The sequence below is a fragment of the Streptomyces flaveolus genome, from assembly GCF_000716535.1.
In the GTDB taxonomy this organism is placed as follows: domain Bacteria; phylum Actinomycetota; class Actinomycetes; order Streptomycetales; family Streptomycetaceae; genus Streptomyces; species Streptomyces flaveolus_A.
This window is the reverse complement of record NZ_JNWV01000001.1, coordinates 201104-216746: the sequence shown is the minus strand read 5'-3', so window position 1 is coordinate 216746 and position 15643 is coordinate 201104. Positions and strand designations below refer to the sequence as shown.

The 15643-nt window shown below is 71.2% G+C and carries 12 protein-coding genes; 6 read left to right on the top strand and 6 right to left on the bottom strand.

Annotated elements, in window-relative coordinates; translation table 11 throughout:
• Positions 1 to 3: 3 nt before the first annotated feature.
• Both OO52_RS00975 and OO52_RS00970 read right to left on the bottom strand, forming a co-directional pair.
• Entirely contained in the window at positions 4 to 915 is a 912-nt protein-coding gene (locus OO52_RS00975; protein ID WP_030640037.1) for a membrane protein, read from the bottom strand.
• Positions 905 to 1870, bottom strand: a complete 966-nt coding sequence (locus tag OO52_RS00970; protein ID WP_030640039.1) for an ABC transporter ATP-binding protein — start codon at positions 1868 to 1870, stop codon at positions 905 to 907. Before OO52_RS00970 ends, OO52_RS00975 begins: the two co-directional genes overlap by 11 nt.
• Positions 1871 to 2076: 206 nt before the next feature.
• Between OO52_RS00970 and OO52_RS00965 the strand changes: the two genes are divergently transcribed.
• The 5 genes from OO52_RS00965 (at position 2077) to OO52_RS00945 (ending at position 7329) form a co-directional block, all read left to right on the top strand.
• Positions 2077 to 2919, top strand: a complete 843-nt coding sequence (locus OO52_RS00965; RefSeq protein ID WP_030640041.1) for a M24 family metallopeptidase — start codon at positions 2077 to 2079, stop codon at positions 2917 to 2919.
• A 2-nt stretch (positions 2920 to 2921) separates the two neighbouring features.
• Positions 2922 to 4670, top strand: a complete 1749-nt coding sequence (locus OO52_RS00960) for an SDR family oxidoreductase (RefSeq protein ID WP_037628454.1) — start codon at positions 2922 to 2924, stop codon at positions 4668 to 4670.
• Between the two features lie 136 nt (positions 4671 to 4806).
• Complete coding sequence (locus OO52_RS00955) at positions 4807 to 5355, top strand: RNA 2'-phosphotransferase (RefSeq protein WP_030640045.1); 549 nt, start codon at positions 4807 to 4809, stop codon at positions 5353 to 5355.
• Positions 5356 to 5448: 93 nt separating this feature from the next.
• Positions 5449 to 6351: an LLM class flavin-dependent oxidoreductase gene (locus OO52_RS00950; RefSeq protein ID WP_030640047.1), complete on the top strand. Its 903-nt coding sequence runs from the start codon at positions 5449 to 5451 to the stop codon at positions 6349 to 6351.
• A gap of 102 nt (positions 6352 to 6453) precedes the next feature.
• Entirely contained in the window at positions 6454 to 7329 is an 876-nt protein-coding gene (locus OO52_RS00945) for a Cof-type HAD-IIB family hydrolase (protein WP_030640049.1), read from the top strand.
• 178 nt (positions 7330 to 7507) lie between these two features.
• Here OO52_RS00945 and cydD read toward each other — a convergent pair whose 3' ends face one another.
• The 3 genes from cydD to OO52_RS00930 all read right to left on the bottom strand — a co-directional run bounded on the left by cydD (position 7508) and on the right by OO52_RS00930 (position 13733).
• On the bottom strand, positions 7508 to 11128 hold the full coding sequence (cydD, locus tag OO52_RS00940) for a thiol reductant ABC exporter subunit CydD (RefSeq protein ID WP_030640051.1): 3621 nt from the start codon (positions 11126 to 11128) through the stop codon (positions 7508 to 7510).
• 61 nt (positions 11129 to 11189) lie between these two features.
• Positions 11190 to 12209, bottom strand: a complete 1020-nt coding sequence (gene cydB, locus OO52_RS00935; RefSeq protein ID WP_030640053.1) for a cytochrome d ubiquinol oxidase subunit II — start codon at positions 12207 to 12209, stop codon at positions 11190 to 11192.
• Positions 12210 to 12224: 15 nt separating this feature from the next.
• Positions 12225 to 13733, bottom strand: coding sequence for a cytochrome ubiquinol oxidase subunit I (locus OO52_RS00930; protein WP_030640055.1), 1509 nt, complete (start codon positions 13731 to 13733; stop codon positions 12225 to 12227).
• A gap of 208 nt (positions 13734 to 13941) precedes the next feature.
• On the opposite strand from OO52_RS00930, the gene OO52_RS00925 reads away from it, so the two are divergent.
• A complete protein-coding gene (locus OO52_RS00925; protein ID WP_030640057.1) occupies positions 13942 to 14319 on the top strand; it encodes a cyclophilin-like family protein in 378 nt (125 codons plus the stop codon).
• A gap of 13 nt (positions 14320 to 14332) precedes the next feature.
• Here OO52_RS00925 and hisC read toward each other — a convergent pair whose 3' ends face one another.
• On the bottom strand, positions 14333 to 15412 hold the full coding sequence (hisC, locus tag OO52_RS00920; RefSeq protein ID WP_030640060.1) for a histidinol-phosphate transaminase: 1080 nt from the start codon (positions 15410 to 15412) through the stop codon (positions 14333 to 14335).
• Between the last annotated feature and the right edge of the window lie 231 nt (positions 15413 to 15643).

Sequence of the window (15643 nt, the reverse complement as noted above, 5' to 3'; positions counted from 1 at the left end):
CGGTCACAGTCCCACCTTCCGGTAGCGGCGGTTCAGGAGGCCGTAGCAGGCGGCGATCAGGCCGAGGACGAACAGGACGTAGACCACGCCCTCGCCGTTGGACGGGCCCACCCCGCCGGGGAAGGCGGAGCCGGCGCCGAGGAACGCGGACTGCAGGCCGTCGATCAGCGTGATCGGCGAGAACAGGCCGATCCACGGGATGGCGCTGTTGCTGTCCTGCGTGTAGGCGATGGCCTGGAGGGTGGAGACCGCCCCGTAGGAGATGGTCAGTACGGCGATCACGGCGGCGATGCCGAAGCCGCGGCGCGGGGTGAACGCGGCGATGACCAGGCCGATGCCGGCGAAGAGCAGTGAGAGCAGGGCCACGGAGACCAGTCCCTGGGCGAATTCCTTGGTCTGGTGGGCGAAGTCCAGCTTGGCCAGCAGCGCACCCACGTAGAGCACGATCAGCGGTGCGGCGGTCAGGATGAACAGCGCCGAGGCGAGCGCCGCGAACTTGGCGCGGACGTAGTCGGCGGTCTCGATGGGCCGCGAGAAGTACAGCGGTACGGTCTTGAAGCGCAGGTCGCGGGAGACCGCCTGGGGCGCCTGGGAGGCGACGTACAGGCTGATCACGGCCTGCATGATGATCGCGTACCGGGTGTAGGACACCGGCAGCTCGTGCGCCTTGGTGGCGACGGCGACGGCCACCATGATGGCGGCGGGCACGCACATCACCGCGAACAGCAGCATCGGCAGCACCTTGGACTTCACCGAGCGGCCGAGGCCGTAGGCGCCGCGCAGGGACTGCGAGTACAGCGAGCGGCGGGCGTAGGCGCGGCCGAGGCGGGGGCCGTCGTAGCCGCGGTAGCCGATGTCGTGGATGCGGGACTGGTCGGCGCCGGCCATCGCCGGCGTGGGCTGCTCAACCGCCATGGCCGACGGCCTCCTTCCGCTGTTCGTCGCTGCTGGTGAACACCTCGGAGATGTGGTGCCGGCGCTGCTCCATGCGCACCAGGCCGAGGCCGAGGTCGGCCACCACGTCCCGGACGAGGTCGTAGGTCTCGTCGCCCGTGGCGGTCAGCAGCAGGATGTGTCCGGCGCCGGGCAGTCCGCCGGCCTCCGCGTGCGTGTCCACCCCGCGCGCGTGCAGCGCCTCGCGGACCGCGCGGGTGCCGTCCGGGTGGGTGTCGCTGTCGGTGACCTCGATCGCGAGGGTGGTCGTGGTCTGGGTGAAGTCGGTGGTGGAGCTGGCGCGCAGGAGCTTGCCGCCGTCGATGACGACGACGTGGTCGCAGGTGCGTTCCAGCTCGCCGAGCAGGTGGGAGGTGACGAGCACCGAGATGCCGAAGTCGGTGTGGATGCGGCGGATCAGGCCGAGCATCTCGTCGCGGCCGACCGGGTCGAGGCCGTTGGTCGGCTCGTCCAGGAAGACCAGCTGCGGGTCGTGCACCAGCGCCTGGGCGAGCTTCACCCGCTGCTTCATGCCGGTCGAGTAGCCGCCGATGGGGCGGTAGCGCTCCTCGTACAGCCCGACGTGGCGCAGGGTGTCGGCGGTGCGCTCGCGGGCGGCGGCGGGCGGCAGGCCGGACATGCGGGCCATGTGGACGACGAACTCGGTGGCCGAGACGTCCGGCGGCAGGCAGTCGTGCTCCGGCATGTACCCGACGCGCTCGCGGATGGCGGCGCCCTTGGTGGCGACGTCGAGGCCGAGCACCTCGGCGCGGCCCTCCGTGGCGGGGGACAGCCCCAGCAGGATCTTGATCAGGGTGGACTTGCCGGCGCCGTTGGCCCCGACGAGTCCGGTCACACCGGGTCCGATGTCCACGGACAGGCGGTCGAGCGCGGTCACCCGGGGGAACCGCTTGCTCAGGCTTTCGGTCGCGATCACAGTCACGCAGTCGACGGTAGTGACACGGACCACGTCCGTCGTCAGACCGAAGAGCCGTCTTCGAGTCCGCCTCCAGGTGTAGGGGTTCCGTAAGGGACCCCCTCCTTGAGAGGTACGGGCACCACTGTTGACGCTGGGTCTAACAAATGCGAGATTCTCCGGTGTCAAGTTACGAGCACGTACCGCGACGGTGGGGCGAGGTGGGCATGGCGACGACGTCGACCGGTGAACGCTCGGCGGAGCTGGAGGGTTTCCGGACCGTGCAGCGCCTCGCCTACGAGTGCGCGGAGGCGGTCGCGGCCCGTCTGGAGCCGGGGGTGACCGAGCGCGAGGCGGCCCGGATGCAGCGCGCGTGGCTGCGCCAGCGCGGGGTGCGGGACTGGTTCCACCTGCCCTTCGCCTGGTTCGGGGACCGCACGGCGTTCGTGGGCTTCCGCGTGCCGTTGCAGTTCTTCCCGACCGGCCGCGCTCTGGAGCCCGGAATGCCGTTCATCCTCGACCTGGCGCCGGTGTACGAGGGGTACACGGCGGACATCGGCTACTCGGGCTCGCTGGGCGTGAACCCGGTGCAGGACCGGCTGATGGCCGACCTGGCGGCACACCGCGAGCTGATCCTGCGCGAGGTGCGCGAGCGGCGTCCGCTGCGGGAGATCTACCAGGACGTGGACCGGCTCATGGTCCGCCAGGGTTACGCCAACCGGCACCGGGCCTACCCCTTCGGGGTGATCGCCCACAAGGTGGACCGGGTACGGCAGCGCCGCTGGTCACCCCATCTGTTCGGGTTCGGCACGCAGTCCCTGAAGGGCCTGGCCGCCGACGCGCTGCACGGCCACCGCCAGGGCTGGTCGCCGCTGTGGTCGCCGTACCGCTTCTCGGACCACCCGCCGCGGCCGGGCCTCTGGGCGGTCGAACCCCACCTCGGCTTCCGGGGGACAGGCGCGAAGTTCGAGGAGATCCTGGTGGTCACCGACTCCCGGGACCCCGAGGAGAGCGCGTTCTGGCTGGACGACGATCTGCCGCACACGCGGCGCTGGGCGGAGGAGAAGTGACCTTGGAAGGTGCACGCGAGCGCCGAGTGCGCACGGGCGGGATCGAACTGTGCGTCGCCGAGCTGGGCGACCCGGACCAGCCGACGATGGTGCTGGTGCACGGCTACCCGGACAGCAAGGAGGTCTGGTCGGAGGTCGCCGTCCGGCTCGCCGGCCGCTTCCACGTGGTCCTCTACGACGTCCGGGGCCACGGCCGCTCCACGGCACCCCGGCCCCTGCGCGGCGGCTACACCCTGCCCAAGCTCACCGACGACTTCCTGGCCGTCGTGGACGCGGTCAGCCCGGACCGGCCGGTGCACCTCGTCGGGCACGACTGGGGCTCGACGCAGTCCTGGGAGTTCGTCACCGTCGGCCGCACGGAGGGCCGTGTCGCCTCCTTCACCTCGATCTCCGGGCCGTCCCTCGACCACCTCGGGCACTGGATCAACGCGCGCGTGAAGCGCCCCACTCCCCGCCGGGTGGGCCAGCTCCTCGGCCAGGGCGCCAAGTCCTGGTACGTGTACCTGCTGCACACGCCGGCCCTGCCGGAGCTCGCCTGGCGCGGGCCGCTCGGCAAGTACTGGCCGAAGATCCTGGAGCGGCTCGAGCGGGTCCGGGACCGCGACTACCCGACCGCCTCGCTCCGCACCGACGCCGCGCACGGCGCCTGGCTGTACCGGGACAACGTCCGCGCACGGCTGCGCAGGCCGCGTCCGGACGCGTACGCACACGCGCCCGTGCAGCTCATCACGCCCCAGGACGACCCGTTCCTCTCCGAGCGGCTCTACGACGACCTGGACCGGTGGGTGCCCCGGCTGACCCGCCGCACCCTCCCGGCCGGCCACTGGGTCCCGCGCACGCGACCCGACCAGGTCGCCGCCTGGATCAGGGAGTTCGCGACCTCCGTCGAGGGCGGCCGTCCCTCCCCGCAGGCCACCGGGCGCCACGCCGACCGGTTCGCCGGCCAGCTCGTGCTGGTCACCGGCGCGGGCAGCGGGATCGGCCGGGCCACCGCGTTCGCCTTCGCCGAGGCCGGCGCGCGGGTGATCGCCGTCGACCGTGACACCGAGGCCGCCGCCCGCACCGCCGAACTGTCCCGGCTGGCCGGCGCGCCCGAGGCCTGGGCGGAGCCGGCCGACGTCTCCGACGAGCAGGCGATGGAGAAGCTCGCGGAGAAGGTCCACCACACGTACGGCGTGCTGGACGTGCTGGTCAACAACGCGGGCATCGGTCTGTCGGGCTCCTTCTTCACCACGACGACCGACGACTGGCGCAAGGTGCTGGACGTGAACCTGTGGGGCGTCATCCACGGCTGCCGGCTCTTCGGCGCACGGATGGCCGAACGCGGCCAGGGCGGCCACATCGTCAACGTCGCGTCGGCCGCCGCCTACCAGCCCTCGCGCGCGCTGCCCGCCTACAGCACCTCCAAGGCGGCGGTCCTGATGCTCTCCGAGTGCCTGCGCGCCGAGCTGGCCGCCGGGGACATCGGCGTCACGGCGGTCTGCCCGGGCTTCGTCAACACCGACATCACCTCGACGGCGCACTTCGCCGGTGTCGACGAGGCGGAACAACGCCGCCGCCGGCAGAGGACGGCTCGCCTGTACGGCCTGCGCAACTACCCACCGGAGAAGGTGGCCGACGCCGTCCTGGACGCGGTGGCCGACAACAGGGCGGTGGTACCCGTGACCCCGGAGGCCCGCGGCGCCCATCTGCTGGCCCGCTTCGCGCCGGGCCTGCTGAGGAGGATCGCGCGGGTCGAGCCGAGGTTGTGACGCCGAACGCCGCACAGGGCGCGCCAGTTGTCCACAGCTCTGTCAATTCCCCTGTGGATAACCCCACTTGGTTGTGGATCAAACCTCGGAAGGAAAACCACCTGCGTGATCCGCGTCTCTCCCGCACGCTGGACCCATGGACGAACGCCGCACCGTGAAGGTGTCGAAGTACCTCTCCAAACACCTGCGCCACCAGCCCGAAAGGATCGGGCTCACGCCGGACCCGGGCGGCTGGGTGGAGATCGACACCCTGATCACCGCGGCCGCCGCCCATGGGTTCCCGTTCACCCGCGAGGAACTGGACCACGTGGTCGCCGCGAACGACAAGCGGCGTTTCGCCGTCGAGGACGGCAGGATCCGCGCCAGCCAGGGCCACAGCATCGAGGTCGACCTCGGCCTGCCCCCGGCGACCCCACCGCCGTACCTGTACCACGGCACGGTCGCCCGTCACCTGGACGCGATCCGCGCGGAGGGCCTGCGGCCCATGAACCGGCACGCCGTGCACCTCTCCGCCGACCGGGAGACCGCCACCCGCGTCGGCGCCCGCCGGGGCAGACCCGTGGTGCTGTCCGTGGACTCCGGCGCGATGCACCGGGACGGCCATGTGTTCCACATCAGCGCCAACGGCGTCTGGCTGACCGCGACCGTGCCGCCGCGCTACCTGCGCTTCCCGGGCCCGCGCTGAGCATCCCGCGGCCGACTGAGCGCTCCGCGCCCGGACGGACGCAGACCGTGACCGTTTCGTCCCCTGCCCGTGGTGCCGCTTACGCTCGGACGCATGAGTCTGCGTCTGAGCACCGTGATCCTGCCGTACCGCCGCTGGCACGAGGGTGGCCGTTCGGCCTGGACGCGCGCCGAGCAGCTCGGCTTCCACACCGCGTACACCTACGACCACCTGTCCTGGCGCAGCTTCCGTGACGGCCCCTGGTTCGGCGCCGTTCCGACGCTGACGGCGGCCGCGGCGGCCACCGACCGGCTGCGCCTCGGCACGCTGGTCACCTCGCCGAACTTCCGCCACCCGGTGACCCTCGCCAAGGAACTGATCTCGCTGGACGACATCTCCGGCGGCCGGGTCACCCTCGGCATCGGCGCGGGCGGCACCGGTTTCGACGCCACCGCCCTCGGCCAGGAGCCGTGGACCCCGCGGGAGCGTGCCGACCGGTTCGCCGAGTTCGTGCCCCTGCTCGACCGGCTCCTCACCGAGGACGCGGTGTCGTCCGAGGGCCGCTTCTACTCGGCCCACGAGGCCCGGAACATCCCGGGCTGTGTGCAGCGGCCCCGGCTGCCGTTCGCGGTGGCGGCCACCGGCCCGCGCGGCCTGAGGCTCGCCGCGCGGTACGGCCAGGCGTGGGTGACGACCGGCGACCCGAAGCTGTACGAGACCGGCACGCCGGAGCAGTCCGTCGCGGCCCTGCGCGGCCAGATCGGCAAGCTGACCGAGGCCTGCGAGGCCGCCGGACGGGACCTGGCCGAGCTGGACAAGATCCTGCTCACCGGCTTCACCCCGGACCGCGCCCGGCCGCTCGCGTCCCTGGACGCCTTCGTGGACTTCGCCGGCCGCCACCAGGAGCTGGGCTTCACCGAGATCGTGATCCACTGGCCCATCCCGGACTCCGACTTCGCCACCGACGAGAAGGTCTTCGAGCGGATCGCCATGGAAGCCCTCGCCCAGCTCGACTGACCCCCGGACCAACCGTCCGCGCCGGCCGCTCCGAGCGTCGCCTGTGTCTCATCTGTGCGGACTCGCGCACGGTCGTGCGGATGCCTGGGTGAGAATGGCCGGGTGACCTCAGCGACCAGACAGCCCGGGACCCCTGCCGCCGCCGCCCTGCCACCGCGGCTGATCGCCACCGACCTGGACGGCACTCTGCTGCGCGACGACAAGTCGGTCTCCCCACGGACCGTCGCCGCGCTGGCCGCCGCCGAGGAGGCCGGGATCGAGGTCTTCTTCGTCACCGGCCGGCCGGCCCGCTGGATGGACGTGGTCAGCGACCACGTCCACGGCCACGGACTGGCGATCTGCGGCAACGGCGCCGCCGTGGTCGACCTGCACGGCGGCCCCGGCGCCCACCGGTTCGTGAAGGTCCGCGAGCTGGCCCGGGACAACGCCCTGAAGGCCGTCCAGCTCATGCGCGAGGCGGCGCCCGGCACGGTGTTCGCGGTCGAGCAGACGTACGGCTTCCACCAGGAGCCGGACTACCCCAAGCTGCACATGGAGATACCCGACCATCTCCTGCCCGCCGAGAAGCTGCTGGCACCCGACGGCCCCGACGCCGACCAGCCCGTGCTCAAGATCCTCGCCTACCACCCGTCCCTCGACCCCGACGCGTTCCTCACCCTCGCCCGGCTGGCCGTCGGCGAGCACGCCAACGTCACCCGTTCCAGCCCCAGCGCCCTGCTGGAACTCAGCGGCCCCGGCGTCTCCAAGGCCAGCACCCTCGCCCTGTGCTGCGCCGAGCGCGGCATCTCGCACGAGGAGGTCGTGGCCTTCGGGGACATGCCCAACGACGTCGAGATGCTGACCTGGGCCGGCCAGTCGTACGCCATGGGCAACGCCCACCCGGACGTCATCGCCGCCGCGTCGGGCCGCACGGTCGCCAACAACGACGACGGCGTGGCCGTGGTGATCGAGCACCTGCTCGCCGACCGGGTGCGGTAGCGCTCCGCGCGGGTTCCGGTACGGCCCGCGCCGACGATCCCCGGGAGGCGACCGCGCCCACGCAGCCCCCGCCGAGTCCCGAGGGCCACAGCCCTCGAACCCCGGCACGCCGACGGCGACGGCCCCGCTCGAAACGGCCGGACCCGATGCCCCGCCCGGACCGCGGGGCGGCCGGCGCTCAGCCCACCGCCACCAACGACTCCGCCTCCGCCTCCCGGCGCGCCATCTCCCACAGCGGTCCGTCCTCGGTGACCAGCCGCTCGTACGGGCCCCGCTGCACCACCCGGCCCGCGTCGAGCACGATCACCTCGTCCACCGCGTCGAGTCCCGCCAGCCGGTGGGTGATCAGCAGTGTCGTACGCCCCTCGGTGGCGGCCAGCAGATCGGCGGTCAGCGCGTCGGCCGTCGGCAGATCCAGGTGCTCGGCGGGCTCGTCCAGCACCAGCACGGGGAAACCGGCCAGCAGCGCGCGGGCCAGCGCCAGCCGCTGCCGCTGCCCGCCGGACAGCCGCGCGCCGTGCTCGCCGACGAGCGTGTCCAGGCCGTCGGGCAGCGCGTCCACCCAGTCCAGCAGCCGGGCCCGGTCCAGTGCTGCGCGCAGGTCGGCCTCGGTGGCGTCCTTCCTGGCCAGCAGCAGGTTCTCGCGCACCGAGCTGTCGAAGAGATGCGCGTCCTGCGCGCACAGCCCGACGAACCGCCGCACGTCGTCACCGTCCAGCGCGCACGCGTCCACACCGGCGAGCGTGTAAGAGCCCGCCTCCGGGTCGAGGAACCGCAGCAGCACCTGCGCGAGGGTCGTCTTGCCCGAGCCGGACGCCCCCACCACCGCGACCCGGCGCCCCTCCTCCAGCGTCAGATCCAGCCCGGCGAGCGCCTCCCGCCGCTGCCCCGCGTACCGAGCGGTCACGCCCTTGACCACCACGGGGAACGGCGACGCGGGCGCCTGCCGGGGCGCGACGGGCTCGCGCACGGGCTCGGGTGCGTCCAGGACCTCGTACACCCGCTCCGCGCTGCGCCGCACCCGCTGCCGGTACCGCGCGGCGAGCGGCAGCCCCAGTACGGCCTCGAAGGCGGCCAGTGGGGTGAGGACGACCACGGCCATCGCCACGCCGCTCAGCCGCCCGGCCGCCACCGCTTGCGCACCGAACGCCGCGGTGCCCGTGACGGTCAGCCCGGAGACGAGCGCGGTGAGCCCGTCCCCGAGCCCGGTGACGGCGGCGGCGCGCGCGGCGATCCGGGTGAGGGCGCCGTCGGCCCGCCGGGCCGCGTCCGTACGGGCCGGCAGCGCACCGGAGACGGTCAGCTCGGCCGTGCCGGTGAGCAGGTCGGTCACACGGGTCGCGAGCACCCCCCGGGCGGGCGCCAGCCGCCGCTCGGTCCGCCGGGCCGCGGTAGCGGTCAGCAGGGGGACACCGGCACCGGCGGCCAGCAGGCCCGCCGCGAGAACGGCACCGGCCTCGGGCAGCAGCCAGGCCGTGAAGCCGACGGAGGCTGCGGACACGGTGAGGGCCACCCCGGCGGGCAGCAGCCAGCGCAGCCAGTAGTCCTGGAACGCGTCCACGTCGGCGACCAGGCGGGTGAGCAGATCACCGCGCCGGGTGCCGCGCAGCCCCGCGGGAGCCAGGCGCTCCAGCCGCCGGTAGACCGCGACCCGGGTGTCGGCCAGCATCCGCAGGACGGCGTCGTGCGACACCAGCCGCTCGGCGTACCGGAAGACGGCCCGCCCGATCCCGAACGCCCGGGTCGCGGTCACGGCCACCATCAGGTACAGCACCGGGGGCTGCTGAGAGGCCCGCGAGATGAGCCAGCCGGAGGTGGCCATGAGCCCCACGGCACTCCCCAGGGCAAGACTCCCCAGTCCCAGTGCCCCCAGCAACCGCCCCCGCCGCCCACCATCCCCCCGAACCCGCCGCAACACGCTCCCCGCGCCCCGCCGCACGGCCCCGTGCTCCACGCCACGGACCCGGTCCCCCACCGGCTCACCATCCAGCCGACCCGCCGCCGGCCCACCGAACCGACCCGCCGCCGGCTCACCATCCAGCCCATCGAGCCGGGGCCCCGTCCCCTCGCCTTCCAGCCGGCCGAGTCGGGTGACGGGTGGCCGAGGACCGGGGTCCAGGGGGCGGAGCCTCCTGGTGGGCCCACCGCACCCCTGGGACGGCACAGAAGCCGTACCTCCCAGCCGTACCACACGGTCAGCCACCCCCAGCAGCGCAGGCCGATGCACGACGAGCACCACGGTCCGACCAGCCGCGAGCCTCCGCACCGCAGCCACGACCTCCCCCTCGGTCCCCCCGTCCAACGCAGCCGTCGGCTCATCCAGCAACAGCACAGGCCGATCCGCGAGAAACGCCCGAGCCAACGCCAACCGTTGCCGCTGCCCCGCCGACAAGCCCGCCCCGTCCTCCCCGAGCACGGTGTCGACGCCGTCCGGCAGCGCCGCCACGAACTCCCACGCACCCGCGTCCCGCAACGCCCGCCGCACGGCACCCTCGTCGGCGTCGGGCCGAGCCAGCCGCACGTTCTCCGCGATCGTCCCGGCGTACAGATGCGGCCTCTGCGGCACCCACGCGACCCGTGCCCGCCACTCGGCCACATCCAGCCCGGCGAGATCCGCGCCCCCGATCCGCACCCGCCCCTCGGTGGGCCGTACGAACCCCAGCAACACGCTCAGCAGCGTCGACTTGCCCACCCCGCTCGGCCCGACCAGCGCAACGGTCTCTCCGGGCTCGACGGTGAACGACACATCGGTGACCGCATCCGAGGACCGCCCCGGATACCGAACGGTGACCCCCTCGAAGGCCACACCACCCGTCGGCACCGCCCCGGTCCCCGACTCCGGCACCGGCGTCTCCAGCACGGTGAAGATCTCCTCCGCCGCGGCGAGCCCCTCCGCTGCCGCGTGGTACTGCGCACCCACCTGCCGCAGCGGCAGATATGCCTCGGGCGCCAGCACCAGGATCACCAGACCGATGTAGAGGTCCATGTCTCCGTGGACGAGCCGCATCCCGATCGTCACGGCGACCAGCGCGACCGACAGCGTGGCCAGCAACTCCAGCGCGAACGAGGACAGGAAGGCGATCCGCAGCGTCCGCAGGGTGGCCTGCCGGTACTCGCCGGTGATCCGCCGAATGGAGTCCGCCTGCGCCTTGGCCCGGCCGAACACCTTCAGCGTCGGCAGTCCCGCGACCACGTCCAGGAAGTGGCCGGACAGCCGGGACAGCAACCGCCACTGACGCTCCATCCGGGACTGGGCCGCCCAGCCGATCAGCATCATGAAGACCGGAATCAGCGGCAGGGTGCAGACGATGATCGCCGCCGACACCCAGTCCTCGGTGACGATCCGGGCCAGCACCGCCACGGGCACGACCACGGCGAGCCCCAACTGCGGGAGGTAGCGCGAGAAGTAGTCGTCCAGGGCGTCGACCCCGCGCGTGGCCAGGGTGACCAGCGAACCGGTCTGCTGACCGCTCAGCCACCCCGGGCCGAGCGCCGCCGCCCGGTCGAGCAGCCGCCCGCGCAGCTCCGACTTCACGGCCGCGCTCGCGCGATGGGCCGCGAGTTCGGTGAGCCACGCGACCATCGATCGCCCGACGGCCACGGCGGCCAACAACAGCAGGGGAGTACGCAGTTCGGCGACCGACTGCCCATGCAGGAACGCGCCGACGACGATCTCGGCGACGAGCATGGCCTGGGCGATGACCAGTCCGGCCCCCACGGCCCCCAGACCGATGACCGCGATGAGGAAGAGACGGGTGGCGCGCGCGTACCGCAGCAGGCGGGGATCGATTGGTTTCACGTGAAACATGCCCTTCGGTACCGAGGGTGGTGTTTCACGTGAAACAGCACCCTCGGCGGACTCAGTGCGCGGTGCCGGCCGCAGCGTCAGGAGCGATGTGCTGCGTGCCGATCCGCTTACGGAAGACCCAGTAGGTCCAGCCCTGGTAGAGCAGGACGAGCGGTGTGGCGATCGCCGCGCACCACGTCATGATCTTCAGGGTGTAGGGGCTCGACGAGGCGTTGGTGACCGTCAGGCTCCAGTCCGCGTTCAGGGTGGACGGCATGACGTTCGGGAAGAGCGACAGGAAGAGCATCGCCATGGCGGCCACGATGGTGACGCCGGACAGTGCGAACGACCATCCCTCCCGACCGGCCTGGTTCGCCACGAGAGCCGCCGCCAGGGCGACGACGGCTACGACCAGAGCCACCAGACTCTTGCCGTCACCGCTGTCGGCCTGCGTCCACAGCAGGAAGGCGAGGGCCACGACGGCCGCGACCAGACCGACCCACCGGGCCAGCTTCCGGGCCCGCACCCGGATCTCCCCGACCGTCTTGAGCGCGGTGAACACCGCTCCGTGGAAGGTGAAGAGCGTGAGCGTCACCAGGCCGCCGAGCAGGGCGTAGGGGTTGAGCAGGTCCCAGAGGTTGCCGACGTACTCGAAGTTCCGGTCGAGTTTCACCCCCTGCGCGATGTTCCCGAAGGCCACGCCCCACAGGAACGCCGGGAGCAGTGAGGTCCAGAAGATCGCCGTCTCCCAGTTGCGCTGCCAGTTCTCCTCCGGCCGCTTGGCCCGGTACTCGAAGGCGACACCCCGGACGATCAGGCAGACCAGGATGAGCAGCAGGGGCAGGTAGAAGCCGGAGAAGAGGGTGGCGTACCACTCGGGGAACGCGGCGAAGGTCGCGCCGCCCGCGGTGAGCAGCCACACCTCGTTGCCGTCCCAGACCGGGCCGATGGTGTTGATCAGCACCCGGCGCTCGGGCCGGTTGCGGGCCAGCAGCTTGGTGAGGATGCCGACCCCGAAGTCGAAGCCCTCCAGGAAGAAGTAGCCGGTCCACAGGACGGCGATCAGGACGAACCAGACGTCGTGAAGTTCCATGACTGTTCCCTCGGCCTAGTACGAGAAGGCCATCGGCTTGTCGGCGTCACGGGTGTCGCCGCCGATCTTCGTGGGCGGGTTGAGGTCGGCCTCGGTCAGTTCGGGCGGGCCGGCCTTGACGTACTTCGCGAGCAGCTTGACCTCGACCACGGCGAGGATGGCGTACAGCGCGGTGAAGACGGTCATCGAGGTGAGGACCTCGCCCTGGGAGACACCGGGGGAGACCGCGTCCCGGGTCTGCAGGACGCCGTAGACGACCCACGGCTGACGGCCCATCTCGGTGAAGATCCAGCCCCACGAGTTGGCGATCAGGGGGAAGGCGAGCGTCCAGGTGGCGATGCGCCAGTACCAGGGGGTGAGCTTCGGGCTGAGCGCCTTGTTCTTGAACAGCACCAGGTGTGGCACCTCGTCCTCGCCGACCCTCAGGGCTTGCGGCAGCATGAACTTCCTGCGGGTCAGCCAGAGCCCGGCCAGCCCGATGGCGAAGGAGGCCATGCCGAAGCCGATCATCCAGCGGAAGCCCCAGAAGGCGACGGGGATGTTGGGCCGGTAGTCACCGGGCCCGAACTTCTGCTGCTCGGCCTTGTTGACGTCGTTGATGCCGGGCACGTACGAGGTGAAGCTGTCGTCGGCGAGGAAGGACAGCAGGCCCGGGATCTCGATGGCCACGCTGTTGTGGCCCTTGTCCACGTCGCCATAGGCGAAGATCGAGAACGGCGCCGGTTTCTGGCCGTCCCACAGCGCCTCGGCGGCGGCCATCTTCATCGGCTGCTGCTTGAACATCACCTTGCCGAGGGTGTCGCCGCTGACCGCGGTGAGCAGGCCGGCGATGACCACGGTGATCAGACCGAGCCGCAGCGAGGTCTTCATCTCACGGATGTGCTTCTTGCGGGCCAGGTGGTAGGCGGAGATGCCCACCATGAAGGCGCCACCCGTCAGGAAGGCCGCGGACAGGGTGTGGAAGGCCTGGCTGAGGGCGGTGTTCTGGGTCAGTACGGCCCAGAAGTCGGTCAGCTCGGCCCGCCCCCTGGCCTTGTCGATCTTGTAGCCGACCGGGTGCTGCATCCAGGAGTTCGCCGCGAGGATGAAGTACGCCGACAGGATCGTGCCGATCGAGACCATCCAGATGCAGGCCAGGTGGATCTTCTTGGGCAGCTTGTCCCAGCCGAAGATCCACAGACCGATGAAGGTGGACTCGAAGAAGAACGCGATCAGCGCCTCGAAGGCGAGCGGGGCGCCGAAGATGTCACCGACGAAGCGCGAGTAGTCGGACCAGTTCATGCCGAACTGGAACTCCTGCACGATGCCGGTGACCACGCCCATCGCGATGTTGATCAAGAAGAGCTTGCCCCAGAACTTCGTCGCCCTGAGGTACTTCTCCTTCTCCGTACGCACCCAGGCCGTCTGCAGCCCGGCCGTGAGCGCGGCCAGGGAGATCGTCAGCGGAACGAACAGGAAGTGGTAGACGGTGGTGATGCCGAACTGCCAGCGCGCCAGTGTCTCCGGCGCCAGAGCCAGGTACACGTCGTCACCCTCCTTACTACGCCGCACTACAGCGGCGATCTGCCCCTTTTGTTGCACACATACGGAGCAAACGGGACGCGCTTGTGAACGCGTTCACATTCACAAGCCATTATGACGCACTGATTTTCAGCCTGCGCCAGGGGGTCCCCCCTTCGCCGTCGCGTCAAGACCTTGGCAGCGACTTCAACATCTTGTTGAATTGCGCGCCATGCAGATACGCGTCTCCTGGCCGACGGGCATCATCACCGCGACCCTCGACGCAAGCACTCCGACAGTCCAGGCACTCGCCAAGGCGCTGCCGCTCACTTCGACCGCGCGCACATGGGGTGAGGAGGTGTATTTCGGCACAGGCGTCTGTGTTTCACGTGAAACGGACGCCCGGCAGATCGTGGCACCGGTCACGGTGGCCTTCTGGACGGACGGCGACGCACTCGCCCTCCCCTACGGCCCCACGCCGATCTCGCGAGGCGAGGAGTGCCGCCTCGCGAGCCCGTGCAATGTCCTCGGCAGCGTGGACGGGGACGCAAGCCTCCTGGCGACCGTACGCGACGGCGCCCCCGTCCGGGTGGAACTGATCGACGAGTAGAGCTGCCGCCGGACTACAGCTCCTTGCGGTACGCCTCCGTGACCTTCAGGAAGATGTCGTTCGCCTCGGCCTCCCCGACCGTCACCCGCACACCCTCGCCCGGGAACGGCCGGACCACCACCCCGTGCTCCTCACAGGCCTGCGCGAACGGGACCGTACGCTCCCCCAGCCGCAGCCACACGAAGTTGGCCTGCGTCTCCGGCACCGTCCAGCCCTGGGCCCGCAGCGCCTTGACCACGCGCGTGCGCTCGCACACCAGCGAGCCCACCCGGCCCAGCAGCTCGTCCTCGGCCCGCAGCGAAGCGATCGCAGCCTCCTGAGCCAGCTGGCTCACCCCGAACGGCACCGCCGTCTTGCGCAGCGCCGCCGCCACCGGCTCATGGGCGATCGCGAATCCGACGCGCAGCCCGGCCAGCCCGTACGCCTTGGAGAAGGTCCGCAGGACGCAGACGTTGGACCGCTTCCGGTACAGCTCGACGCCGTCGGGCACTTCGGGGTCCCGGATGAACTCCCGGTAGGCCTCGTCCAGCACCACCAGCACATCAGCGGGCACCCGGTCGAGGAACCGCTCCAGCTCGGCCCGCCGCACCACCGTGCCGGTCGGGTTGTTGGGGTTGCAGACGAAGATCAGTCGGGTTCGGTCGGTGATCGCGTCCGCCATCGCGTCCAGGTCGTGCACATCGCCCGGAGTCAGCGGCACCTGCACCGCGCGGGCGCCGCTGATCTGCGTGATGATCGGGTACGCCTCGAACGACCGCCAGGCGTAGATCACCTCGTCGCCGGGGCCGCTGGTGGCCTGGACGAGCTGCTGGGCGACACCCACCGAGCCGGTACCGGTGGCCAGGTCGGAGAGCGGCACACCGAAGCGTTCGGACAGTTCGTTCATCAGCCCGGTGCAGGCCATGTCCGGGTAGCGGTTGAAGTCGCAGGCCGCCGCGGTCACGCTCTCCATCACGCCGGGCAGCGGCGGGTACGGGTTCTCGTTGGAGGACAGCTTGTAGGCGACCGGTCCGCCGGCCGCGGCCGGCTTGCCCGGCTTGTAGGTGGGGATCCCCTCCAGCTCTGCGCGCAGCTTGGGGCTCGTCTCGCTCACCGCAGTCCTCCTCGCGACCACCGGCGGCCCGTCGGCACCGCCGGCATCCAATACTTCTCACCTTAAGAGGATTCGGTGCCGCTGCGAACAGGTCCGGAACGCCCATCAGCGCGGACGCCGTCCCGAAAGGACGTGAGGTCTTCCACCGGCACAAAGGGCATCCTCGTACGAAGGCGTACGTTTCGGGGGGCGCGCCGTACATATATCTATGCGCCGGTGGCTTGCGCCGTG

Bases quoted from the DNA above. Each gene is read 5' to 3' on its own strand.
- OO52_RS00975 (WP_030640037.1), bottom strand. From the start codon at position 915: ATGGCGGTTGAGCAGCCCACGCCGGCGATGGCCGGCGCCGACCAGTCC.
- OO52_RS00965 (WP_030640041.1), top strand. From the start codon at position 2,077: ATGGCGACGACGTCGACCGGTGAACGCTCGGCGGAGCTGGAGGGTTTC.
- OO52_RS00955 (WP_030640045.1), top strand. From the start codon at position 4,807: ATGGACGAACGCCGCACCGTGAAGGTGTCGAAGTACCTCTCCAAACAC.
- OO52_RS00950 (WP_030640047.1), top strand. From the start codon at position 5,449: ATGAGTCTGCGTCTGAGCACCGTGATCCTGCCGTACCGCCGCTGGCAC.
- cydB (WP_030640053.1), bottom strand. From the start codon at position 12,209: ATGGAACTTCACGACGTCTGGTTCGTCCTGATCGCCGTCCTGTGGACC.
- OO52_RS00925 (WP_030640057.1), top strand. From the start codon at position 13,942: ATGCAGATACGCGTCTCCTGGCCGACGGGCATCATCACCGCGACCCTC.